Source organism: Thalassotalea sp. ND16A (assembly GCF_000764205.1).
In the GTDB taxonomy this organism is placed as follows: Bacteria; Pseudomonadota; Gammaproteobacteria; order Enterobacterales; family Alteromonadaceae; genus Thalassotalea_A.
The window spans coordinates 79,840-104,938 of sequence record NZ_JQDZ01000047.1 but is presented as its reverse complement, the minus strand read 5'-3'; the positions used below and the strand labels follow the sequence as shown (position 1 = coordinate 104,938).

At 41.6% G+C, this 25,099-nt stretch carries 17 protein-coding genes; 10 read left to right on the top strand and 7 right to left on the bottom strand.

What is annotated here, in order from left to right:
- Positions 1–92 precede the first annotated feature (92 nt).
- Positions 93–2,501 carry a DNA polymerase II gene (locus ND16A_RS10950; RefSeq protein ID WP_033077252.1) on the top strand — a complete coding sequence of 803 codons (2,409 nt, stop codon included), beginning with the start codon at positions 93–95 and terminating at the stop codon, positions 2,499–2,501.
- A 46-nt stretch (positions 2,502–2,547) separates the two neighbouring features.
- Here the strand turns inward: ND16A_RS10950 and ND16A_RS10955 are convergent, their stop codons facing one another.
- From ND16A_RS10955 to deoC, 3 genes are all read right to left on the bottom strand, one after another.
- Positions 2,548–3,786 carry a NupC/NupG family nucleoside CNT transporter gene (locus ND16A_RS10955; RefSeq protein WP_033077251.1) on the bottom strand — a complete coding sequence of 413 codons (1,239 nt, stop codon included), beginning with the start codon at positions 3,784–3,786 and terminating at the stop codon, positions 2,548–2,550.
- A 105-nt stretch (positions 3,787–3,891) separates the two neighbouring features.
- Positions 3,892–6,297: an aldehyde dehydrogenase family protein gene (locus ND16A_RS10960; RefSeq protein WP_033077250.1), complete on the bottom strand. Its 2,406-nt coding sequence runs from the start codon at positions 6,295–6,297 to the stop codon at positions 3,892–3,894.
- Between the two features lie 27 nt (positions 6,298–6,324).
- Positions 6,325–7,320, bottom strand: coding sequence for a deoxyribose-phosphate aldolase (deoC, locus tag ND16A_RS10965; protein ID WP_081945536.1), 996 nt, complete (start codon positions 7,318–7,320; stop codon positions 6,325–6,327).
- A gap of 379 nt (positions 7,321–7,699) precedes the next feature.
- Between deoC and ND16A_RS10970 the strand changes: the two genes are divergently transcribed.
- Together ND16A_RS10970 and ND16A_RS10975 are read left to right on the top strand one after the other, a co-directional pair.
- Positions 7,700–8,650, top strand: a complete 951-nt coding sequence (locus tag ND16A_RS10970; protein WP_033077249.1) for a sugar-binding transcriptional regulator — start codon at positions 7,700–7,702, stop codon at positions 8,648–8,650.
- Positions 8,651–8,654: 4 nt separating this feature from the next.
- On the top strand, positions 8,655–9,611 hold the full coding sequence (locus ND16A_RS10975; RefSeq protein ID WP_033077248.1) for a sugar-binding transcriptional regulator: 957 nt from the start codon (positions 8,655–8,657) through the stop codon (positions 9,609–9,611).
- Between the two features lie 113 nt (positions 9,612–9,724).
- Here ND16A_RS10975 and deoD read toward each other — a convergent pair whose 3' ends face one another.
- The 3 genes from deoD to ND16A_RS10990 all read right to left on the bottom strand — a co-directional run bounded on the left by deoD (position 9,725) and on the right by ND16A_RS10990 (position 14,150).
- Positions 9,725–10,429, bottom strand: a complete 705-nt coding sequence (deoD, locus tag ND16A_RS10980; RefSeq protein ID WP_033077247.1) for a purine-nucleoside phosphorylase — start codon at positions 10,427–10,429, stop codon at positions 9,725–9,727.
- Between the two features lie 107 nt (positions 10,430–10,536).
- Entirely contained in the window at positions 10,537–12,831 is a 2,295-nt protein-coding gene (locus ND16A_RS10985; RefSeq protein WP_033077246.1) for a TonB-dependent receptor, read from the bottom strand.
- 98 nt (positions 12,832–12,929) lie between these two features.
- Positions 12,930–14,150 (bottom strand): phosphopentomutase, encoded by a 1,221-nt coding sequence (locus ND16A_RS10990; RefSeq protein ID WP_033077270.1) that lies wholly within the window; start codon positions 14,148–14,150, stop codon positions 12,930–12,932.
- Between the two features lie 518 nt (positions 14,151–14,668).
- Between ND16A_RS10990 and ND16A_RS10995 the strand changes: the two genes are divergently transcribed.
- The 4 genes from ND16A_RS10995 to ND16A_RS11010 all read left to right on the top strand — a co-directional run bounded on the left by ND16A_RS10995 (position 14,669) and on the right by ND16A_RS11010 (position 18,626).
- A complete protein-coding gene (locus ND16A_RS10995; RefSeq protein WP_033077245.1) occupies positions 14,669–15,460 on the top strand; it encodes a SphA family protein in 792 nt (263 codons plus the stop codon).
- 43 nt (positions 15,461–15,503) lie between these two features.
- On the top strand, positions 15,504–16,955 hold the full coding sequence (locus ND16A_RS11000; protein ID WP_033077244.1) for an arylsulfatase: 1,452 nt from the start codon (positions 15,504–15,506) through the stop codon (positions 16,953–16,955).
- A gap of 3 nt (positions 16,956–16,958) precedes the next feature.
- A complete protein-coding gene (locus ND16A_RS11005; RefSeq protein WP_327144300.1) occupies positions 16,959–17,213 on the top strand; it encodes a prolyl oligopeptidase family serine peptidase in 255 nt (84 codons plus the stop codon).
- 234 nt (positions 17,214–17,447) lie between these two features.
- Positions 17,448–18,626 carry a cystathionine beta-lyase gene (locus ND16A_RS11010; protein WP_033077242.1) on the top strand — a complete coding sequence of 393 codons (1,179 nt, stop codon included), beginning with the start codon at positions 17,448–17,450 and terminating at the stop codon, positions 18,624–18,626.
- A 101-nt stretch (positions 18,627–18,727) separates the two neighbouring features.
- Here ND16A_RS11010 and ND16A_RS11015 read toward each other — a convergent pair whose 3' ends face one another.
- Positions 18,728–19,333 (bottom strand): c-type cytochrome, encoded by a 606-nt coding sequence (locus ND16A_RS11015; protein ID WP_033077241.1) that lies wholly within the window; start codon positions 19,331–19,333, stop codon positions 18,728–18,730.
- Positions 19,334–19,518: 185 nt separating this feature from the next.
- Between ND16A_RS11015 and ND16A_RS11020 the strand changes: the two genes are divergently transcribed.
- From ND16A_RS11020 to ND16A_RS11030, 3 genes are all read left to right on the top strand, one after another.
- Positions 19,519–21,783 carry an OmcA/MtrC family decaheme c-type cytochrome gene (locus ND16A_RS11020; RefSeq protein WP_033077240.1) on the top strand — a complete coding sequence of 755 codons (2,265 nt, stop codon included), beginning with the start codon at positions 19,519–19,521 and terminating at the stop codon, positions 21,781–21,783.
- Between the two features lie 94 nt (positions 21,784–21,877).
- Positions 21,878–22,888: a DmsE family decaheme c-type cytochrome gene (locus ND16A_RS11025; RefSeq protein WP_033077239.1), complete on the top strand. Its 1,011-nt coding sequence runs from the start codon at positions 21,878–21,880 to the stop codon at positions 22,886–22,888.
- Positions 22,889–22,905: 17 nt separating this feature from the next.
- A complete protein-coding gene (locus tag ND16A_RS11030) occupies positions 22,906–25,056 on the top strand; it encodes an MtrB/PioB family decaheme-associated outer membrane protein (RefSeq protein WP_033077238.1) in 2,151 nt (716 codons plus the stop codon).
- Positions 25,057–25,099 lie beyond the last annotated feature (43 nt).

Here is a 25,099-nt window from a genome sequence, read left to right as displayed (position 1 = left end):
ATTTTTATGTTTCCATTAGCGTACAGCTGATTTACTATGCTGTATATATTAACAGGTTTTTTGGTTTTTACAGTATAAAAGTGGTAACAAATTTGCAAAAAGGTTATGTGCTTACCCGGCAGGTACAAGATAGCCGTAATGGCATGCAGTTAACGTATTGGTTAAAGGGCGAGAGTGGGCCAGTTAAGCTTACGATTAATAATGAGTTAGCGGTATTTTTTGTGCCCACCGAGCAAGCTGAAAATGCCGTGGCGCTGTTAATTAACGCCAACCTATTGCATCAAAGTAAGCCGCTAGAATTGCAAACGTTTAACCAGCTTAGCGTGCACGGTTTTTATTTCAAAACCCTGAGCAACTTTTATAAAGCCCGTGACCTGTTAAAATCCAATTTAATCAAATGTTATGAAGACGATGTTCGGCCTGAAGATCGATTTTTAATGGAACGGTTTATCACCAGCTCTCTGGAATTTGTCGGTTATGAACAACAAGCGGTAGGTTTTACCCAGTTCAATCAAGCACAGGCGAGAACCACCGACTTTAGCCCGCAATTGTCAATGCTATCTATCGATATCGAATGTTCAATGGCCGGTGATTTGTACTCGATCGGCTGTTTTGGTGAAGATAGTAAATATCAGAGCATTGAAAAGGTGTTTATCATTGGTGATGCCGAAACCGATTGTGCCGATAATCTCGAGTGGGTAAATGATGAATACCAGTTATTGATCAATTTTATCACCTGGTTAAATAAGGTCGACCCCGATATTTTGATCGGCTGGAACGTGATTAATTTTGATTTCAAGTTGCTGCAAAAACGCTGTGATTTGAACAATATCAAATTTTCTATTGGCCGTGATGGCAGCGCTCCATACTGGCGACAAAACCGCATGTCTCCAGAGCAAAATTTCATTTTAATTGCCGGCCGGGTGGTACTTGATGGTATCGACTTGTTAAAAAGCGCGACCTATAGCTTTCCCAGTTTTTCACTGGAGTATGTCGCACAAGAATTGTTAGGCACAGGTAAAGATATCGAAGATGTCGATAATCGTGTTGCCGAAATTACTCGTAAGTTTTTATATGACAAGCAATCACTGGCCCGATATAACCTTGAAGATTGCCGCCTGGTGTGGCTAATTTTTGAAAAAACACAGCTGTTAGATTTTGCCATATTACGCTCATCTTTAACTGGCCTAGAGCTGGATCGGGTTGGGGGCAGTGTTGCCGCGTTTACCAATTTGTATTTACCAAAACTGCATCGCAGTGGTTATGTGGCGCCGAATATGGGCGATGGCGAAAGTGATTTAGTCGCCCCCGGCGGCTATGTGATGGACTCCATTCCGGGCCTTTATAAAAATGTCTTGGTATTAGATTTTAAAAGCCTGTATCCGAGCATTATCCGCAGCTTTAATATTGATCCTATGGGATTAATCGAAGGCTTGTTAGAGCATCAAGATGAAGGTTTAAGTGAACAATCAAAGCCAATCCCTGGCTTTGATGGCGCCTATTTTTCCCGAGAGAAGCATTTCCTACCCACCATCATCGAAGAATTATGGGCAGAGCGCGATAAAGCGAAACGGCAACAAAATGCGCCGTTATCGCAGGCAATAAAGATTATCATGAATTCATTTTATGGCATTCTAGGATCTACCGGTTGCCGTTTCTTCGATCCAAGACTGTCTGGATCTATTACCAAACGTTCGCACCAGTTACTCAATCAAACGAAAGAGTGGATTGAGGCCAAAGGTTATACCGTGATATACGGCGATACCGATTCCATTTTTGTCAGTGTTGGTGAAGACAAAACCGATCAACAAAGTCAGGATATTGGCAAAGAGATGATGAATTATATCAATGCTAAAATGACCAAAGAGCTGAAGCAAAAATATCTAATTGAGTCGTCACTGGAAATCGAATTCGAAACCCATTTTCACCAGTTTTTGATGCCGACAGTGCGTGGTCATGCTTCTAAAGCAACAAAAGTGATTGGTACTAAAAAGCGCTACGCTGGCACCGTCATGAACAATGATGAGATGTTATTAGTATTCAAAGGTATGGAAACGGTTAGAAGCGATTGGACTGAGTTATCTAAAAATTTCCAGCAAGAGTTATATCGAAGAGTTTTTAATCAAGAAGAAGTTATTGAATTTATTCGAGATACAGTAATAAAAACTTACAACCGCGAATTCGATAATAAGTTAAAATACCGAAAACGTTTGCGACGTAAATTAGATACTTACATCAAGAATGTACCGCCACACGTTAAAGCTGCACGCCATGCTGATGCGATTAATGCAGAAACTAATAAACCTTTACGTTATCAAAATAAAGGCTGGATTGAGTACTATATAACAAAAGACGGAGCACAAGCGGTAGAGCATTTATCATCTGAATTGGATTATGGCTTTTATGTCGAATCACAATTAAAACCAATAGCCGACGATATCTTGCCATTTATAGATACTAGTTTCGGTCAAATAATGGATAGGCAATTCGACCTATTCTAATAGGTTAAAATGACTCCCCAAATTTACAGTTACCTCAGATGGTCCTTTACAACGAAATAAAGATACCGGCGATAGTTGCGCTCATTAAGTTAGATAATGTGGCGGCAAACATTGCTTTCATTCCTAACTTAGCGATGTCGTGACGCCTATTTGGCGCCATAGAGCCAATACCTCCGAGTAAAATTGCTATTGAACTTAAGTTAGCAAAGCCACAGAGGGCAAAGGTAACAATTATTTGAGTGGTTGCACTTAAGTCATCTTTCACTTGAACAAAGTTAGCGTAAGCAAAGAATTCATTCACCACTACTTTTTGGCCAATAAAACTACTGGCCTGTAAAACCTCATCGAGAGGAACACCAATGACATAGGCAAATGGAGCAAACAAGTAGCCAAGTAACCACTCTATGGTAATGCCTTCAAGGCCAAATAAGCCGGTAACACTACCGACAAGATTATTAAGCAATGCAATTAATGCGATAAAAGAAATTAACATGGCGCCAATACATGCGGCTAGCTTTAAACCAGAAACGGCACCGGAGGCGGCGGCATCAATGACATTTGCCGGCTTGTCCTCATCGAAAACTGCTTCGCTTGTGTTCTCCACGTAATCTTTGGCTTCGGGTACAATCATTTTGGCCATTAACAATCCACCAGGAGCCGCCATAAAGGATGCCGCCACAAGGTATTCCAACTTTACCCCTAATCCAGCATAACCCGCCAATACCGAACCGGCAACGGAAGCTAGCCCGCCAACCATGATCGCAAACAATTCAGATTTGCTCATTTTGGCAATGTAAGGTTTGATCACTAAGGGCGCTTCGGTCTGACCAACAAATATGTTTGCGGTTGCTGATAAGGATTCCGCTTTACTAGTTTTAAGTAATTTTTGTACGCCGCCACCAATTATTTTTACCACCCATTGCATAATCCCCAGGTAGTAAAGCACAGCAATCAGTGAGGAAAAAAATATGATGACGGGTAACACTTTTATTGCAAAAACGAAACCGACACCATTGTTTAACATGGCATCAGTGCCTAGCCCACCAAACAAAAAGTTTATCCCTATTTGCGCACTGTCAATGACACTTTGCACGGCATTCGACACGGAAGTAAGGAAGTCTCTGCCTGCGGGTATGGCTAATACAAATGCGCCAAGCGATATTTGCAACAAAAAGGCCGTAGCCACGGTACGCCAATTAATTTGGCTACGGTTAGTGGAGAGTAGATAAGCAGCAAAGATAATGATAACTATCCCAAAGCCACCTCGCAAGATACCAGAGTCCATGAATCCTCCAACAGAATATTAGATAAAAAGGGTAAAAGGGTGAAAGAGTGAAAAGGTGAAAGGGTAGTGGTCAAAGACATTGACCACTACCCAAAGGCTTTGATATTAGTACTTGGTTGTACCTCCCATCTGGTCACCGTAAGGCACCCAGATGTTTTTAATTTCAACCGCTTTGTTTAGAATATTACGCCCCTCGGCTTGCCCATTGTCACTCCAGTCATAGGCTTTTCCGTAACTTACCCAGGTGCGCTTCATATTGTCTGCGGCTTCCACCTCGATTGCTTGTGAGGTTTGTTGTGAGCCGAAATACCAAAGTGCATCAACATTATTATGGGTCGCCATGGCCATGGTTAATTCGTCACGGTTACCGGTGATAATGTTCACTACGCCTGCGGGTAAGTCTGATGCCTCAAGAATTTGATAGAAATCGATGGCCATTAGAGCCGCTTGACTGCCCGGTATAATAATGACACGGTTGCCCATCGCTATCGCTGAAGAAAGTAGCGAAATAAATGATAACCAAGGACTATTTTCAGCGGCAGTAATACCAATTATTCCTACCGCTTCTTTCATTGCTAATACAACACCACGCACTGGCGGTTGGTGTACTGAGCCTTCAAACTTGTCAGCCCAGGCCGCAGCAGAAAATAGTCGTTGTATCGATAGCGATACTTCTTTTTCGGCCTGTGCTTGCTTGGCGCCAGTCATTCGCTTTATCGACTCGACAAACTCTTTTTCTCTTAAAGATAAATTTTCAGCGATGTAATAAAGAATTTGCGCTCGGGTATGGCCATTGGCTACAGACCAGCCAGCGGCTTTATCGGCCGCCTCAACAGCATTTCGAATATCTTTTCTATTGCCTAAGCCGACTTCGCCTTCTAGATTACCTTTGTTATCAAAAACAGGATAACTATCGCCACCGTCTGCTCTGGCTTGTTTACCACCAATAAACATTTTTGCCGTACGGTTTATGGTCGATAAGCTTGCGCTGGTGGTATAGTTCTTCGGGGTAACATTAACAATAGGCTTTTCATCTTTTAATGACGTTAAAAATGTCGGTTTAACGTAAGCCAGCATGCCTTCATGGCCGCCTTCTCGACCGAAACCCGATTCTTTATAACCACCAAAACCTACCGATGCGTCAAACATGTTACTGCCGTTAATCCAAATGACACCCGCTCGAACTTGCGGAGCAAGCTCTAACGCGCGATTGATATCTTCCGACCATACCGAACAAGCAAGACCATAACGGGTATTATTCGCCAATTCGATTGCTTCTTCCTGGGTACGAAAGGTGATCGCAGTAAGCACCGGACCAAAAATTTCATTCACCATACAGGTATTATTCATCCCTACATCGGTTAACAGTGTAGGAGGGTAGTAAACACCTTTCTCGGGCAGAGCACACTCTGCCTGCCAAATAGTCGCGCCTTCTGCGACACCCTGTTGTACCAGTGTGTCAATCTGTTGCCGTTGTGATTCATCAATGATGGCACCCACATCAATGCATTTATCCAGAGAGTCTCCGGCACGCAGTTTACTCATCCGATGTTTAATTTTTGCGATTAATTTTTCGGCAATGCTTTCTTGCATTAATAAGCGTGAACCGGCACAACAAACTTGCCCTTGGTTAAGCCAAATCGCGTCAACCAAACCCTCTACGGCGCCATCAAGATCGGCATCTTCAAAGACAATAAAAGGGGATTTACCACCCAGTTCAAGGGTTAAACCTTTCGCGGTTCCGGCAACCGCACGACGAATAATTTGTCCGACCTTAGTCGAGCCAGTAAAAGCTATCTTATTAATGTCTGGGTGATTCACGATAGCTTCACCGACCTCACCATCACCGGTAATAATATTGATAACACCTTTGGGAATGCCGGCCTTTTGAATTAAGTCAGCAAAATAAAGCGCCGAAAGGGAGGTTGATTCTGCTGGTTTTAACACGATAGTATTGCCTGCGGCTAAAGCCGGAGCCAATTTCCAGGCGAGCATGAGAAAAGGGAAGTTCCAGGGAATTATTTGTCCAATCACACCATAAGCTTCATAGCCAGTTAATTCCGTTTCACTGATTTGCGCCCAGCCTGCATGGTAATAAAAGTGACGGGCCGCCAATGGTATATCGAGATCTCTCGATTCACGGATGGTTTTACCATTATCCATAGACTCTAACACGGATATCACCCGAGAGTGTTTTTGAATTAACCGTGCTAAAGCATAAAGGTGTTTTGCTCGTTCATGGCCGGTAAGAGCCTGCCAGCCAGCTAACGCCTTACGCGCACAAGCGACCGCTTCATCAATATTCTCGGTAGAAGCCTGGGTAATTTCTGCCAACACTTCTTTATTTGCTGGGGATGCCGTTGGAAAATAATCGTCTTTAGCATTTTTTTCCCATTTGCCATTGATAAAAAGACCAAACTTGGCTTTATGTTCTGTTAGCCATTTGCGCGCCTCTTTATCACTTTCTGGAGCCGTACCGTAAGCCATGGTATTAAATTTCTCTATAAGCATTGCAAGTAATCCTGTATTAAATAACGGTTAGGCCATTGCATGGCGATAATTAGCAGAGTATCTGCCGGTAAGATGGAACTCAATTTGACGTTCTAAATCGGTTAATAGGCCAGATGCACCAAACCTAAACATATTTGCATTGAGCCATTCATCACCCAATTCTTCTTTTACCAGCACCAAATAATTAACGGCATCCTTTGCGGTGCGAATACCACCGGCCGGTTTGAATGCAACTTTACGACCGGTTAACTGATAAAACTCTCTAATGGTTCGCATCATGATTAAACTCACTAATAAAGTGGCGTTAACACTTTCGGTGCCGGTCGAGGTTTTAATAAAATCAGAGCCGGCCATCATCGCCACCATTGACGCTTTTGCGACATTTTTTAGGTTACCTAACTGTCCCGTTGCGATGATTGTTTTCATCCGTGCACTACCACAGGCCAGCTTATAGGCTTTCACCTCATCGTATAAAGCTTGCCAGTTATGGGTTAATACGTGCGATCGAGTCACCACAATATCAATCTCAGCGGCACCGGCAGCAACAGAAGCTTCAATTTCCTGAAGCTTTATCGACATAGGTGCTAAGCCAGTAGGAAAGCCCGCAGATACCGCAGCGATAGGCACACGATTTTTTAAAACAGCAAGAGCGGCGGGGATCATTGAGTGATAGACACAAACGGCACCCGTGGTTAAATTTAATTGTTCACAGTTGGCTTGCTTAATTAAATCTTGTCTTAAAGGGTTTAGTGCCTTATTCGCCAGGCGCCGCACCCGGCCTTCGGTATCATCACCCTGTAAAGTGGTTAAATCGATACAACTAATCGCTCTTAGCATCCAGGCGAGTTGTTGTTCTTTTTTTACCGAACGTCTTCCTGCCAGTGTTTTTATGCGACGTTCAGCAGCACTATAGTTTACGCGAATTGAATCGAGCCAATGCGGCGTAAATTCTAAAGGCGCAAAAACAGGGACAACTGAAGCCTCAGGGCTTGCTTGTTTAGATAATATTTGCACTTTTGACATAATGGTTAACCTAAAGAGTTGAAAATAAAAATATCTTTAAAAATACAGATAAAGCATAGAAGAAGTATTCGCTTTAGTGAATTCAGCTGTTCTTTTATGCCGCGATTACCAGACCCGTTAAATACACAGTGTTTACACAATGACACAATGATATTCAGGCATTTTAAAAACGAATAATCTATACTAGTGCACTTAGGTTAATATATTTTTCGCTGCGTGTAAATAATTTCATGGTTTATTTTTCTTTGTGTGAAAATTATTTCACGATTCGCGTTGATATCCTGCTAAAATATTTCATGGGCTTGCTTATTAAATGCTATAAGCCTTTAAATTTATGATAGAATTTTATTTATAAATTCTTATGTAGGAGTAATTGCGATTGTCTCAAAATACAACAATTGGCCTTAGGTCTGCCTGGTATATTTATGGAGCTAATATAAAACAAAATGAAACTGCTGATTTGCTCGGGCTTTCTCGTTCAAAGGTCAATAGATTGCTATCCTATGCCAAAGAAACGGAACAAATTTCTTATACCATTGACGGCAACCCTAATACTTTGTTGAATTTAGAAAGGAAGCTTTGTCAAATGTTTTCACTTAACTCTTGTATTGTCTGTGAAACTGATTTGGCGCCAAGCAGTTATCATACGTTAGGTGGTGACCCCCTAATGGAAGCTGGCGCCCATAAGCTACAAAGTATGATTAGCCATTTATCAAAACCCGAGATAGGGCTAGGTAAAAGTAGAACGATTAGCGCAGTTGCTGAGCATCTTCAGTTACCTTACAGTCAATACTACGCCTGGATCGCATTGCACGGTTGCTTAAGTGCTAATCTGGAAACAAATCCTTTTGAAATTATTGAGGATATCTGTAAAAAAGCAGGTGGAGAGGGATATTTAGTCCCGGTTCCTGCGATAGCAAGAACAAGATCGGAAGCAAATTCGGCATTAAAGCGGCAGGGCACTTCTTCTATTATGTCATTAGCCACGAACGCTTCTATGTATGCTTTTAGTATCGGTACCATCAATGATACTGAGCATATGAAAAATATTCTTGGCCTTAATGAACAAGAGATCGCAAACCTTAAAACACAGGGAGCCGTTGGCGATATTCTTGGCCACTTCATCAATGAAAATGGCAAACCTGTCACCGGTAAAAATGTGCCAATTGCTTTAGCCTTGGATTTATCCTCATTAAAACAAAAAAGTAGTTTAGTTATTGCCGGCGGTAAAGCCAAGTCAATGGCAATCCGTGCCGCATTGCGTGGCGGCTATATTAGCGATTTAGTTATCGACTCTGATACTGCTGCCGCTATAATTACTGAGAGTTGATGTAATGACCAATAAGATAACGAATTATGAATATTCGCTGGCGACAAAGGCCGCCTGGCTTAGCAATGTTGAAAATAAAACATTATCTGAAATTGCCCGCTATTTAAATATATCCACGGCAAAGGTGCATAGACTGATTTCTACGGCAGAGAAAAATGGCTATGTTAAGGCTTGGGTTGCGAGCTACCCTGAAGATTGTATCGCTAAAGCACAACAAATAATGGCAAATTTTTCACTTGCTAGCTGCCAGGTCGTTCCGGATAAAGAATTGAATGAGCAGCAGAGCATTGATATCACCGGCTATGCCGCAGCAAAAGAATTATATGCCTGGTTAAGTCGCTCAAAGGTTAAGAGAATAGGTGTTGGTCAAGGCAGGACACTAAAATCAATGGCCCGTTCGCTGCCCAGTATTTCTTGCCCTGGTGTTGATTTTGTTGCCATTTCAGGGAGTATTAAACAGAATCACGCGATCATGAAAGAAGATGTAATTCATGATTTAGTGACTAAGACACAAGCGAAAGGTTTTCTTTTACCTCATCCGTATTTTGCCCTTAATCAAGATAAAAAGAACATTTTTCTTGCACAACCCTCCATTCTGGCTTTGCACGAGAAGGCTCTTACGTCAGAAAGAATAGTGGTGGGCATTGATGACGTCATTAATAATAGTATTTTTACCAATAATCATCTATTAGATGAGCAACTTTGGCAAAAAGTTTTGCAACAACAAGCGGTAGCTGGTTTTTTCGGGACTCTACTCGATATTGACGGGCAGGCAATCGATGCAGCAAATGATCTTGCATTGGGTATTAAAATTGCGGAAATACTCAAATGTCAAACAACAGTATGTGCAGTTGTTGGTGGAAAAAGTAAAGGCAAAGCTGCTGTAGCTGCATTAAGGACAGGAGCAATAACTGATTTGATCATCGGAGAAACATCGGCGGATTTCGTATTAAATTACTGATTGTAAACGGCCTGAATTGATTTTACAGGCCGTTTAAAATACTACACTTTAGCCGTATTAGTTCAGCCGAAGTCAGCAATAGGCATTACCGTAACCTTACGAAAGTAATTAACTTAAATGACACTTTCTAATGTCAAAACCATCATGTCAGCAAAGGTATTTTGTCGTGCTTGCGCGGACATTTTTTCACCGGTTTTAATATGGTCACTTACGGTAAGTACCGTTAATGCTTTTTTCCCTAACTCAGCTGCAACACCATAAAGCCCTGCGGCTTCCATTTCGACGCCAACGATGCCTAATTTCTCCATAACTGCAAACACTTCAAAGTCAGGGGTGTAAAATAAATCAGCACTAAATATATTTCCAACTACTACTTTCTGTTGGCTTAACTCAGCTGTTTTCATCACTTTTGCCAACAGACCATAATCGGCACTCGCGGCGAAATCCCAATGATTAAAGCGCTGACGGTTTACCGCTGAGTCCGTACTTGCTGCCATACCGACAACAATGTCGCCTAAGTTGATTTCATCCTGTACTGAACCACAAGAGCCGACACGAATGATCTCTTCAACACCATAATCATTATATAATTCTGTCGCATAAATGCAGGTTGAAGGGATCCCCATGCCAGAAGCCATTACCGAAATCGGCTTACCTTTGTAAGTACCGGTGTAGCCTAAAACGTTACGTACGGTATTTACGCATTTCACATTTTCTAAAAAGGTCTCTGCTATATATTTAGCTCTTAGTGGGTCGCCGGGCATTAAAACTGTTTTAGCAAAGTCTCCCAACTCCGCTGATATATGTGGTGTTGCCATATTAATTTACCTTTATATTAATTTCTTTATTTACACTTGCAATAGTGACCAAAAGTAGCAAATACGTTTGGCTACTTTTGGTACCAGGGAATATTTAAAATAATCGATTAAAAGAAACTTACTTTAAACTCTGCACCAACAAAACGCTCTTCATTGACAATGGCAGTGTTGTTAGTGAAATCAACCGCGCCGATCGCTTGTTGCTCATCAGTGATGTTACGAACAAATAATGAAACATCAAAATCTTGCTCATCAGTAGACCAGGAGTAACCGGTACGTGCGCCACCCTCGAGTAATGCATCACCAGTAAATTCTTTTGAATCATATAAGAAGAAGCTAATTTCATCACGGTATGACCAATCGGTGTAAATGTAGAATTCACCATCGCCAATCTCACGCGCGTAACGAGCAGTAAAGGTGTAAATCCACTCTGGTGCATGCGGTAAGCTGTTGTCATCAACAATCGCTTCCCCATCAGCATTTAATGGATCCGTTATCGTACATGAAGCACAACCAGGAACCGATAATGAATCATCATTTAATTCGGTGTTGTTGTAACTGGCACCAACAGTGATAGCAAGATTTTCGGTTAACATAAATTCTGAATCGAGTTCAAAACCATAGCCGATAGTTTCATCGGCGTTTAATAAACGGGCCGTGTTACTATCACCACCAACGGAAGTTAATTGTTGATCGTCCATGGTATAGTAGAACACTGACGCGTTAACTCGGCCACTACCGTCTAATACATCGGCTTTAATACCCGTTTCAAACGACAGAATGGTTTCTGAATCGGCAACAGAGATACCTTCATCAGGTTCAAACAATGAACGCCCCTGAATACTTGGTGCACGGAATGTATCGGCGATACGGGCATACAAGTTGATATCATCTGTGTACTTATGAGAAATACTTAAATCCCAACTTACGTGGGTATCACTGGTATTTTCTTCACCAGCTTGAACATCAGGGAAGCCTAAGAAAGACAATGGTGATTGGGTTCTAAGGTTTTTGTAATCTTTGTCATCGTCTGAATAACGTAAACCTAAGGTCATTGAAGTGTGTTCAGATAAATCGTAATCAAATGAACCAAACACCGCCCAAGCTGTAGTGTCTTGATTTTGCACTACATAACCATTTTCAGCACCTGCAGCGAATAAGGCATCATAAGAAAAACTTTCAATAGTTAAATCTTCGCTAAAGTAAAATACCCCAACTTGATAGTTAAAATCGCCGGTAAAATTACTGGTTAAACGTAACTCTTGAGTAATTTGCTCGTGATCTGGAATACCATCAGCAGTTTCTGAACTGATATTTATCACCCCAGGACCGGTAGCGAATTCCACTGGCGGACAACCAAAGCCATTACAGCCGTAACCACCGTCAACATCGGCGCGAGAGAATAACTCGGCACTTTCATAACCGGTAATTGAGGTTACCGTGTAATCATCGAAATCAAATTCCAGCTTCAAGCTGGCCCCTTCAGTTTCTACTTGCTGCGTAGCCCGTGAAGCCGAGTCATGAAAAACAGTGTCACGGTCAAAACCACTGACTAAGGAGTTACTCCCCGTTTTAATGGCATTGGCGTAGAATGCTACCGGTTCGCCGTCTAAATCACGCATGTGGTAGTTAAATAACGCGTTAAAATCATCGCCTTCGTATAAAAACTGAAGACGCATGGCTTCGTCAGTGTAACCACCTAATACATCACTTTCTTCAAAGCCAGGGGCTTCATTATCAATGTAATTATCACGATCTTGACGCAATACTGAAATACGCGCCGATAAGTTGTCGGTTAAACCACCGCCAATGCCAGCTCTTACATCGGAAGTAGATTTACTGCCGTAGGATACTGAGACAAAGGCGTCAAAGTCTTGTGACGGTTTTACTGAGTCAAATTTCACCAGGCCTGCAGGGGTGTTACGGCCGAACAAGGTACCCTGAGGACCGGCTAAGGCTTCAACCCGGGCGACATCAAATACCGGAAAACCTTTTAATATCGGGTTTTCTTGCACGACTTCATCAACCACGAGTGATACCGGTTGTGAGGCGTTTAAATCGAAATCGGAATTGCCTAAGCCACGCATGTAAAAGCGCGGGAAGGTACGACCAAAGGATGACTCAACACTAAGGCTGGGAACACGTGCATTTAAAAAGCGAATATCCATGGCACCTGAACTGATAGCGGCCAGTTTGTCACCCTGTAAGGCCGTAACCGCAATAGGTACCTCTTGCACATTCTCAGTTCTTTTACGGGCAGTTACTTCAATAACTTCGAGTTTTGTTTTATCTAATGCGTTTGTTTCAGTTTCGGCTAGGGCTTGACTCCCCATGCCGATAGCAGAGGTAATGATAGCAGCTTGGATCGAACAAGTTAGCGCAGACTTTTTTATATCTTTCATAGGTGTTATCCCTTGTTATAATTGTTCTAAAACATTATTTATAATTTTGCTTCAGAGTTATTGTGAATATTTTAACAACAGCCAAATGTGTAAAATTTTTAGTCAGAAATCTCGGTGAAATAGGAGGTGCCATAATCCATTGGTGAGACATTAAACATCTCTGCAATGGTTTGACCTAAATCGGCAAAGGTATTTCTCTCGCCTAAATTCACTGACTTAATTGATTTTGAATAAACGAGTTGCGGAACATATTCTCTGGTGTGATCAGAACCCGGCCATGTAGGGTCGCAGCCGTGGTCTGCGGTCATAAACAATATGTCTTCGTCATTCATCAGTTGGTAGAATTCAGGTAGACGTCGATCTAAATGTTCCAGAGCTTTCGCATAGCCAATCGGATCGCGTCGATGGCCGTAATCTTGATCAAAATTAACCAGGTTGGTAAAAATAATACTTTCGTTTTTACGCTGTTTAATATGCTCTAATGTGGCGTCAATAAGAGCATCTAACCCCGTAGCTTTTGTGGTAACATTGATACCTTGGTGGGCGAAAATGTCTGCTATCTTGCCGACACTTATTACGTCCCCTACGTTTTTGGCACAGACTTTATCCAGTACCGTTTTTGAAGGAGGTAAAACGGAGTAATCACGGCGATTTCCGGTACGCTGAAAATTGCTGGCATCATTGCCAACAAATGGACGAGCTATTACCCGGCCAATGTTTAACTTCTCATCGTCGAGTAACTCACGAACTTGCTCGCAATAAGTATAAAGGTTGGCCAAGCCAAAAGATTCTTCATGCGCTGCAACTTGAAAAACGCTGTCTGCTGAGGTGTAACAAATAGGCATGCCACTGTTAATATGGTCTTCGCCATATTGCTCAATAATGGTTGTGCCGGAAGCATGACAATTCCCTAATATCGATTTTACTCCGGTTTTTTTGGAAATTTTTTCGAGTAACTCTACAGAGAAACTTTGCTCTTTGTTGGTAAAGTAATCCCAATCGAAAAGGACCGGTACGCCGGTCATTTCCCAGTGTCCACTCGGGGTGTCTTTGCCTGAGCTAATTTCCGCAGCATAGCCGTAAGCACCTTTTTCAGGTTTCCCGCCGACATAGGGAAAAGTTCTGTTTGATGCTTGCTCGCAGGCAGCAACTAAGCCTAAAGAAGCTAAATTAGGAATGTTTATTGGCTGTTGCTTCTCTTGGTAATAAGCCTGAGCCAGGTTAGCAAACGTATTAGCAGAACGATCGCCAAATTTATCGGCATCTGGCGCATAACCGATACCAAAACTGTCAATGACTAATATTATTGCTCTCGACATGATTATCCTCACGAAATATACACATTTAAGATGGGGGCCTAATACCTTTTTTGCTATTAAGGCTGATAAAATGTTGTTTAAACTTTCATTACAAAATTTAAACAACTCACTCACGGTAATATAATTTTCATGGCCTGTAAATAATTTCATTGAATTATTTTTCGGTGATTGAAAAAATTCTTATTGATTGTATGTTTCGAGAGTAGCTTCGTTAGCAGGTTCGACTGCTTGTTTTGCTGGTTTACGTTAATTTTTTTTAAATACTTCTGGTTGAAATCAATCGGTGCATTTATAAAGAAATAAAAATGCTTACCTGAACTTCGCCCACTGATTGATTAACTTTCACCAATAAACGGTAGTGATGTGATGCTAGAAGCAGCGCTTATTAATATGAGGAAATATTTAATGGTAAAAAAGTTACCTTAGTTGTAGCGCTTGCATTCCCTTTTACTATACAGGCTGCCGAAGGTGGTTATAGCAACTACCTTCCTGGCACTTACGGTGATTTTGCTGCTGCCGTGCAACCTAGCACCAGCATCACAGTTCGAGATGACGTCTATTATTACAATGCCGACTCCGAGTTAACTTCTCGTGCCGGTAATATTGAATTAGATACAGAACTGACTCTGCTGATAAATCTAACCACTGTACTGTATACGCCAGAGTTAAAAATCTTTGGCGCTCAATACGGGGCAGGGATTGTCGTACCTATTTCTCATACCAAATTGGATACCAACATTAATAGCCTTAGGGTTGAAGACGATGTTACTGATTTGGGCGATATCACTTTTGTACCGGCTATGTTTTTTTGGAATCGCGGTAACTTTCATTTTAGTTTGGGTGAATACATTGTCACACCAACAGGTCAATACGACATTAATAAGAACATTAATCCCAGTTTAAATTACTGGTCTTTCGATACCAACTTTTCTGCTACCTATTTAAACCTGGAAACCGGGCAGGATTATTCGTTTAACCTTGGCTATATTTACAATACTGAAAATGAAGAGACAAATTATCAAACCGGTGAAGAAGTTCATCTTGATTATATGTTTAATCAGTTTTTATCCGATACTTTCGCCATAGGTGTCCATGGTTTTTATATAAAACAAATCACTGGTGATAGTGGAGAGGGAGCTGTACTCGGAGGCTTTAAAGGGCGAGCTGCAGGTGTCGGGCCGGCCGTGCTATGGATGCCAACCATTAAGGGACAAATGATTTCAATTATAGCTAAATGGCTTAATGAATATAAAGCCGAAAACCGTCTTGAGGGAGATCATATTTTTCTTTCTGCGGCTATGAGTTTTTAACAATCAAGATTGAATCAAATCAACACATAGATTAAGGACATTTATGAATATTAATAAAATAATGATAACAGGCTCAGCAATCGTGCTCATGCTTGCTAGTTTCATTGCCCCAGCAGCGACAGCAAAGCCAAATGTTGTTTTGATTTTTATGGACAATTTTGGTTGGGGTGAACCCGGTTTTAATGGCGGAGGGATCATACGTGGAGCGGCAACCCCTAATTTGGATAAGATTGCTAGTGAAGGCTTAAGGCTGACAAATTTCAATGTGGAAGTGCAATGTACTCCTTCGCGCTCTGCATTAATGACCGGGCGCTATGCTGCACGCAGTGGCAATGGTGCTGTTCCTTTAGGGGAAGGGGTTTATGGCTTAGTACAATGGGAAGTTACTATGGCTGAAATGCTGTCTAATGCTGGCTATGCAACCGGTATGTATGGCAAATGGCACTTAGGTAGAACCAAAGGTCGATTCCCAACCGATCAGGGCTTTGATGAATGGTATGGTATTCCAAATACTACCGATGAGTCAGTATATACGGCACTCGAAGGCTTTGCCGAATCAGGCATAGCTGAGCCGTATGTACTGGACAGTATAAAGGGCCAAACACCTAAAAAATCCAGAGCCTATAATTTAGAATACAGGGCACTCATTGACCGGGATTTGACCGATCGGGCAAAAAGCTTTATGACAAAAAATGCCAAAGCAGACAAGCCATTTTTTGTCTATTTGCCGTATACGGCTACTCATTTCCCCACCATCCCACACCCAGATTTTAAAGGGAAGTCTGGCAATGGTGTTTGGGCTGACTTGTTAATGCAAATTGACAGCTATGTGAAAGAGTTGACCGACACTATTGATGATTTAGGCATTAGCGATAACACTATTTTCATCTTTACTGCGGATAATGGTCCTGAAGCCACTAATTTTCAAAATACTAACTTAACCGTAGAAACTGTGGTGAATGGTTCAGCAGGCCCGTGGAGAGGCACTCTGTTTACCAGTTTTGAAGGCGCGTTACGAGTACCATTTGCGATACGCTGGCCAAAAAAAATAAAAGCGGGTCAGTCAAGTGATGAAATTGTTCACGCGATGGACTTATTTCCTAGCTTAGCAAAAATTATTGGCGGTAAAGTACCTACAGATCGTGCTATCGATGGTATTGATGTTTCCGACTTCTTGTTAGGGAAAAAGAAAGAGTCTGGTCGTGATGGCTTTGTCGTTTACATGGGCAATGACATCTTTGGGGTAAAATGGAAAAACTGGAAAATACACATGAAAGAGCAAAATTCCTGGGATGATAGATTAACCACTTACACTATGCCAAGAGTTTATGACCTGATGACAGATCCTCAGGAAAAAAATAATGTACTATTTCCTCATACCTGGGTGTTAAAAAAGGGGCTGCCACAACTTTATGAACATGCGGCTTCTTTGAAAAAATTCCCACCAATTCCAACGGGGCAGGCGGATCCTTATGTACCACCCAAAGTAGAATAATTCATTGGTGAGCCTCAGGCAGAGGCTGCTGAAGTGTACAATGAAGCTTCTTCCATCAGCCACGTCGATAGAAACGGTCATTCGGCATTGTTAATCGATGGCAAAATAGATGCGATTGCCTCGGTAAAAAATTCATATACCTTGGCCGTAGAATTGAAAAAAGCCAGCGTGCAATATACCTACGATCGAATCGATGATAGGCCACATCTGATGGTTTTTTTTGCCAATCACCGGGCGTACCCTTTGGCAGTGTCGTAAATTTTTGAAAACTCATCTACCTTCGGATGAAATGCTTGGTTGAAAGTTGAAAGTAGAAAGTGGAAAGTGGAAAGTAGAAAGTAGTAAGTTGGAAGTGAGGTTTACGACTCCAGGGTAATAACTCATTGAAATGAGTTATTACCTGCGAAAACCACAAAACCCTTTATATTCGTTAAAAAATCTGTTTAGATGGCTAGACAGCTATTTGAACTGAACCTTAACTTAGAGTCGATAATGAAAAAAGATACTAAACTCGTAAATGCTGGACGACAAGCAAAGTGGACCAAAGGTGTGGTAAATCCACCTGTATTCAGGGCATCTACTGTAGTCTTTGACTCAGTCGCCCAGATGAAAGAAGCCAGTGTAAAAAGACAGCAACAAGAGCTGTTTTACGGTCGTCGTGGTACACCAACCACGTTTGCGTTTGCTGATGCGATGAACGAGATTGAAGGTGGTGTAGGCTGTTATGTTTATCCATGTGGTACTGCCGCGATAACCAGTGCGATTTTAGCCTTTGTTAAAGCCGGTGATCATTTGTTAATGGTGGACTCGGCCTACGAGCCAACCCGAGATTTTTGTACGCAAACGCTGTCGCAATTTGGTGTTGAGGTCACGTTTTATGATCCGATGATCGGCCGGGATATTAAAAACCTGATCCAAGACAATACCAAAGTCGTGTTTGTTGAATCCCCGGGTTCTATCACCATGGAGGTTCAAGATGTACCCGGCATTTGTGAGGTAGCGCATGCGCAAAACCCAGACATTACGGTGATATTGGATAATACCTGGGCGTCACCATTGCATTTTCAACCTTTTGATTATGGCGTCGATGTTTCGGTACAAGCTGCGACCAAATACGTCAGCGGCCATTCCGATATTATGCTGGGTACAGCCACGGCAAACGAGAAGAGCTGGCCGGTGTTACGAGAAAAATCTTATCTGTTAGGGCAGTGTGCCTCACCGGATGATATCACCTTGGCGATGCGTGGTATTCGCACCTTAGGGGTGCGATTAAAACAGCACGAAAAGAATTCGTTAAAAATTGCCAAATGGTTAGCCACCCGAGCAGAAGTGGAAACCGTGCTGCATCCGACATTGCCGTCGTGTCCCGGTCATGAATATTTTAAGCGTGATTTTGTCGGTGGCAATGGTTTATTCTCTTTTGTGTTAAAAAAGAGCAATAATCAGGCGTTAACCGCATTTTTAGATGGCATGAGTCACTTTAAGATGGGGTTTTCATGGGGCGGATTTGAAAGCTTGGTATTGGCTTATTCCGGGCTTAACAAAGCCAGGGCTGAATCGGCGTTCGGCTATACTACCCCGGTGATACGATTACATATCGGTTTGGAAGATATTGACGATTTAATTGATGACCTTGAACGAGGTTTTGCCAGATTAAACAGTAATTTATAATATTATTAATCAAAATAAAACCGCTAAACAATGCTATTTGTTTATAGGCTGATACCAAGTTTGGGATCTACGTCAGTAGATCCTTTTTCATCGTTCAATCCCTATTGTTGACTAGCATAATAATGTATCAGCGCTTTGATTTGCTTTTCTGATAGTCTATCTATTTTTTTCTTCATTCCCTCTTCAGTTTCTCGTTCTCCAGAACGATAATCTTTAAACGCTTGCTCTAAAAATGGCATCCATTGTCCCGCTAAAATACTTGCATCATCGTCCGCAGAGCTTCCGCCCTGTTCATGACATATAATGCATCTCTCTTCATGTAACTTTTCACCTTTTTTTGCAAGTGCTGAGTCAAAGGTTTGTTTGCTCGGAATAAAAATTTGCTCAGAATAATAGCTTGCTATCGCTTCGATATTTTCTTCTGAAAGCTCTTTCGCAATAGCATACATGTTTGTTTCCGATCGGCTAGTATCACCATGACGATACTTAGAACTGCGCGCACTTCGTGTTTCATCAATATAAGCTATCAGCATGTCTGAAATGGTGGTTTCAGAAAATCCAGCAATACTCGGTATATCTGAATCGCTACTTACGCCTTTTGCTCCATGACAGTCATTGCACATAGTTATTGTAGAGTCGATTGAGCTAGCCTGTGAAAAGCCAGTAAATAGTGTCAAGAAAAGTGTCATAAATTTGATTTTGATCATGTTGTTATAATCCATTTATGAAAATTATTAAATTTCATATCTAAGCTCAAATGCGTTCCTAAATATATACTAGTATGAATAAGTAACTATAGCTTGTTATGCAAAACAGTTAGCACATAGATAAATTGATCCAATACAGGGTAAAGCAAGCAAAAATTGTAGCCAATATACCCATGGAGTCTCTAATGAAAAACATGAAACTATGGCACCTTAAGCAACTGCTAACCAGTGTTGTCTTGATTGGCATACTTGCGCTATTTGGATGTGGTGATGACGGTGCCACAGGACCTGCGGGTCCCGATGGTCCTACGGGTTCTGTGGGAGAAACAGGTCCATCAGGTTCTACGGGCACATCAAGAATTACAGAAACCATGGAATCAGCAATAACCGGTGCCACAATTGCCATCGACGGCAAATTAACCGTTGATTTCAGCATCGAAGATGACATTGGTGTAGGTTTCAACGGTTTACAAGGTAGTCAAATTCGATTCACTGTCGCCCAGTTAACCCCCATTGACGCTACATCGGGTGAATCTTCTTATTGGCAAAGTTATATCAACAAAACCGAACGTGCACCAACCGATCCAATTAATGGTCCTGGCACTGAAGACGCCATACAGGCAACATCTGAAAATGCGAGTACTGAAGCAGGCATATTTATCAACAACAAAGACGGAACGTACAGTTACACCTTTAGTTTTGATATGAGTAATGTAACATCGCCGGTAGCGGTTATCTATAATCCTGATTATACCCAAAGAGTTGCTTTCCAAATTAGTGGCAATGGTTATCCTACCATGAATAGAACCTACGACTGGCAGCCATCTACAGGCGCAACCGATTCAATTTCGAGCCGTGAAATGGTTTCCCAAGGCACGTGTAACAACTGTCATGGAGAACTTGCCTTCCACGGTGGTGGTCGCGTGGATACCGCCTATTGTGTGACTTGTCACAACCCTGGTAGTGGTGATGCTAATAGTGGTGAAACGGTCGACTTTAAAGTAATGATTCACAGAATTCACCGTGGTGCAAACTTACCTTCTGTTATTAATGGCGGTGAATTTGCTATCTGGGGATATAGGGACAGCAAACATGATTATTCAGCTACACACCTGCCTCAAGATATTCGTAACTGTAGCAATTGTCATGACGATAGCAATGTGGCAACGCCAGACGCGATAAACTGGATGCAACAACCAACAATGCAAGCCTGTGGTTCTTGTCATGACAACGTAGATTTTGCTACTGGTACTGGTCATCTTGCCGGTGTTCAAGCCGATAATAGTGAATGTCAAACATGTCACGGCGAATCTGGGTTTAGCTCGGTACGTAGCAACCATGTTGGTATAATGGACTACAAAGATATTGCCCGTACCGCCATTGTCACCAAGCCTGAAGCGGTACGTGTTGACTTAGCTACAGGTGATATTGAAGTGGACGTGATGATAACACTAGAAGGTGCTCCAGTTACGGCATTACGTGACAGTAATGACATTGATACCCCACAAGGTGCTATGTTTGGTAAATATGGCCACGGTACCGACAACGGTGCCCTTGCTCTTAACTGGGACGACGGTACAGGTTACCAGCTAAACCATCAAGAAGTTGCCTTTAATGATTGTACACCTGATGGCGCGGGGTTATTCAGTTGTTCTGCACCAGGTTTATTAGCGGGAATTACAGCAACGGATGTCATCACTGCGACACCTGTTGACGTACTCGTTTGTATGAATGAGAAAGACGGCGCTATCGTGCGTTGCGACTCACCTGAAACAGCGTCTATGGATGTTGCCCAAATAGAATCAGAGCCAACAATTGCTTTCTTCAATGGAGATGGCTCTATCAGTACCGAGGCATACGACAAAATTGGCGCGAACATGGAATCTTGCCAGGGTTGTCATGCCGATAAAATGTTTCATCACGGCGCAACAGACCTAATCCAATGTAAAACATGTCATAACGCAACACGTACAGGATTCCGAGGTTTAGGTGATTTAAAGCGTCATGTCCATCGTTTACATTCTGGCTTAGACAAAGATGCGCTTGACGACGAGAACCCAGAACAAATCGACCATTTCCCTAATAACATTGACAACTGTAATGCATGTCACGCGGAAGGGCAATTTGATCTGCCAATTCAGCAAAACACGCGTGCATCAGCTGCATCGGGAGCAAATGATAGCGTTTATGTTAGCCCTACGGCTGTTGTCTGCGGAAGTTGCCATCTTAATGTCAAGTTGGGATTAATTGACCCGAATTTACCGGGATTGATTGATCCAGGCAAAGGGGCAATTTCAACCAAAAACCAATCACTTATTGATCATATGATACAAAATGGAGCAATATTTGGTAGTGCGAACTTTGCTGCCGCTAATAAAGTGGAATCATGCTCAGTTTGTCATGGTATAGGTGCAGAGTTTGCGGTTGATAAAATGCATACTCTACATTAATCAACGGTGAAAGCGTAAAGGCCAGGTTTTTATATTTAGCCTATTGTAGTTTAACCTGGTGCATCTCGTATTTAATAAATAAAGAGTTCAAACTATGGGTAAAATTTTTGCTGCTTTTTTGACGATAATATTGATAACCCCATTATTGTCAGCGCAGAGTTTTGCTACCAATGTAAAAAATACAAAAACCCAAGAGGCAATCCCGCCACTAACCGCTGAGCAACTTGACACCTTGTTGGTAAAAAAATTCAACCAAGGCAAATATTCCAAAAAAGGTGCAGACAGTTGTCTTAAGTGCCACGATGGTGAATCTGAGAACAATGCCATGGCGATATTCGATAATGTTCACGGCCGTCAAGATGTCGAAAATTCTCCATTTACCGGTTTACAGTGTGAAGCTTGCCACGGACCAGCGGGTAAACATACTAATAGAGTGCGCAAAGGTAAGCTGAGAGAGCCGATGATCACCTTTGGTGAGAAATCCTTAGTTGATGCCGATAAACAGAATAGCGTATGTTTAAGTTGTCATGAAGATAGGCAACGACTGTCGTGGCGAGGAAGTTCACATCAGGATGAACAAGTACCTTGCGCATCTTGTCATCAAGTACATCACGCTCAAGATCCCATCCTATTAAAACAACAACAAAATCAAGTATGCGGTAACTGCCATAAAGAGCAATTACATGCGCTAAATAAACGATCGAGTCACCCATTAAAATGGGGCCAAATGACCTGTTCTGATTGTCATAATCCGCATGGTTCATTTGCCGAACATGAGTTGAAACGTCCATCCATAAATGAAACTTGTTACCAATGTCACACCGAGAAACGAGGTCCATTGTTGTGGGAACATGCACCTGTGGCCGAAGATTGTAGTATTTGCCATGACTCACATGGCTCTATCAATGCCAACTTACTTAAACAACGCACCCCGCAACTATGCCAAGATTGTCATACCCCGGCCGATCATCCATCAACTGCGGTAGGCGGAAATGAATTTGTTAGAACAACACAAAGTGTATTCGCTTTAGGCCAAAATTGTATGAATTGTCATAGCCTGGTGCATGGCAGTAATCACCCTGCGGGTCAAACATTTAAACGTTAAAATTAAGGAGTACAAGCATGAAGAAATCTAAACATAAGCCGCTCCTTAATAGCCTTACTCTTGCTATTTTTCTTTGTTTCAGCGCGAGTTCTCTAGCCGATGGCTTTAGCTTAAAAGATGCAAATACAGATAAAATTAACAAAGATAAATGGCTTTGTAAATATTGTACGGTCATACCAGACACCGTTGTAAAAATAACAGCCAATTTGAGCAATACGCAAGATAATAATGGCCGTTTTTCCACCGACATCGGTGATAACAGTGAAGGCGGTTCAGGTCATATAGACGCTGACATAGATAAGAGAACACAAGGTAGACATTACCGCTTGTTTGCCAAAGGAATAGGCAAAGACAACAGCAGCGTAACATTGCTTGCTGCAAAAGCAGCTGCTTACAAAGTGGTATTAAATTATGCAACACTAAACCAGTTTGGCCATGACTCAGCACTAACGCCATATACTAACGCTGGTGGCGCGTCATTAGCATTAGCAGATAACTGGCAGCGAGTTGCAACAACATCCCAGATGCCAAGTGAGCTTTTTGCTAACTTTTCTCAACAAATTGAAAGAGAATCTTGGCGACTAACGGTAGATAAACAATTTGACAAAAATTGGCAAGGTTATATTGATGTTCAAACCCAAAATAAACAAGGCACAAATAGCACCAGCGGCAATATTCTTAACAAAGTAGTGATATTACCAACAGGGGTTGACCAAAATCATCAGCAGTTTGATGTTGGCAGTTACTTTGTCTATGAATATGGTTCGCTGTTGTTAAATTATTATAAAAGTGACTTTAATAATAAACGCTCGGTAATAAACTGGCATAGCCCCTACTCAGTGTTATTTGGTGGTGCAGACGGTGGCCAATTATCTACCGCGCCAGATAATCAATTTGATCAAATAAGTTTATTCGGCAACTATCACAAGAATAATTTAAGCCTTCAGGCTCGGTTGAATTATGGACAGCTGAGGCAAAAAGAATCGTTTTTACCTTATAGTAATAATCCTCTATTATCCATTAATATGCTGCCGTCAAACCATTTAAATGCAGTAGTAGGCACTTTATCAGGCCATATCAAGGTACAGTATAAAACCGAAAACAAATGGAAAATAACATTAAATTATCATTTAGACGATCGTGACAACAACACACAAAGTAATGAATATCAATATGTGTACACTGACAGTGTGGTATTGGACGATGTCGCTTCAAATCGGCCATATAACTTCAAGAAAACTAAAATCAATTTATACAGCCAGTATCGTTTTGCTATAGGATCGCAGTTAACTTTTGGCTGGCAATTAGATCAACGAGAACGTGATTTACAAGATAGAAAGAAAACTAAAAATGAAAAGTATTGGTTCAAGGTTGCTACTCGACTTGCCCCTTTTAATGCCGTCAGTGTTGAGTTATCACGGGAGTTTCGTGATGGCTCACTTTATAATCGCACAGATCAGACAACACCGATTAGTGATGCATTAGCATTACAAAAATATTATCAAGCAGATAGAGAACGAGAACAAGCTAAGGGCAGATTATCTTTTAGTCCGTTTAGTAACGCCGAAACAAATATCTTGGTGAATTCAGAAGTAAATCTTCAGGCTTACTTTTCACGGGATAAATATCAAAAAACCGACATAGGGTTAATTGAAAGTAAACGCCGTGGCGTTGACCTGTCAATGAGCACATCATTTAACAAACACCTATCATTGCTCATTTATACACATAAACAATGGCAAGATAATATTAGCCAAGGCAGTTATTGGTTCAATCAGGTTGATTGGTTAAGTAACCAAGATGACAAATCAGATAGTGCTGGTATAAATCTAATGGCTGAAAAGCTATCGGATGGTAAACTTACCATGGGAATGGATTACAGCTACTCATATGCTATTGGTACAACACAGGTAAAGACACCTTCATTATCGAGCAGTAACAGTCACAACGAACTGGTGGTTAATTCTCATGACATCAAAGTATACGCAGATTATATCTATTCACCGGTTTTGAACTTGCATTTTGATCTTTTGTATCAACAATTTGACGAACAAGACTGGCGATTTGAATATGACATAGATCGCATGGTCAATGTACTTGGCAACGGTTTATCAAGTTATAACTACGATGCCTATAGACTGACTGCTGGAATGACTTATCAGTTCTAGTTTTGCGAAAGGGTCCGTTATATTGTCCGGTTGAATGAACAAT

What these genes read in the sequence shown, in the direction of transcription:
- ND16A_RS10975 (WP_033077248.1), top strand. Translation starts at nt 8,655, where the DNA reads ATGACCAATAAGATAACGAATTATGAATATTCGCTGGCGACAAAGGCC.
- ND16A_RS10990 (WP_033077270.1), bottom strand. Translation starts at nt 14,150, where the DNA reads ATGTCGAGAGCAATAATATTAGTCATTGACAGTTTTGGTATCGGTTAT.
- ND16A_RS11025 (WP_033077239.1), top strand. Translation starts at nt 21,878, where the DNA reads ATGGGTAAAATTTTTGCTGCTTTTTTGACGATAATATTGATAACCCCA.
- ND16A_RS10960 (WP_033077250.1), bottom strand. Translation starts at nt 6,297, where the DNA reads ATGCTTATAGAGAAATTTAATACCATGGCTTACGGTACGGCTCCAGAA.
- ND16A_RS11020 (WP_033077240.1), top strand. Translation starts at nt 19,519, where the DNA reads ATGAAAAACATGAAACTATGGCACCTTAAGCAACTGCTAACCAGTGTT.
- ND16A_RS11030 (WP_033077238.1), top strand. Translation starts at nt 22,906, where the DNA reads ATGAAGAAATCTAAACATAAGCCGCTCCTTAATAGCCTTACTCTTGCT.
- deoC (WP_081945536.1), bottom strand. Translation starts at nt 7,320, where the DNA reads ATGTCAAAAGTGCAAATATTATCTAAACAAGCAAGCCCTGAGGCTTCA.
- ND16A_RS10955 (WP_033077251.1), bottom strand. Translation starts at nt 3,786, where the DNA reads ATGGACTCTGGTATCTTGCGAGGTGGCTTTGGGATAGTTATCATTATC.
- ND16A_RS11015 (WP_033077241.1), bottom strand. Translation starts at nt 19,333, where the DNA reads ATGATCAAAATCAAATTTATGACACTTTTCTTGACACTATTTACTGGC.
- ND16A_RS11010 (WP_033077242.1), top strand. Translation starts at nt 17,448, where the DNA reads ATGAAAAAAGATACTAAACTCGTAAATGCTGGACGACAAGCAAAGTGG.
- deoD (WP_033077247.1), bottom strand. Translation starts at nt 10,429, where the DNA reads ATGGCAACACCACATATATCAGCGGAGTTGGGAGACTTTGCTAAAACA.
- ND16A_RS10985 (WP_033077246.1), bottom strand. Translation starts at nt 12,831, where the DNA reads ATGAAAGATATAAAAAAGTCTGCGCTAACTTGTTCGATCCAAGCTGCT.
- ND16A_RS11000 (WP_033077244.1), top strand. Translation starts at nt 15,504, where the DNA reads ATGAATATTAATAAAATAATGATAACAGGCTCAGCAATCGTGCTCATG.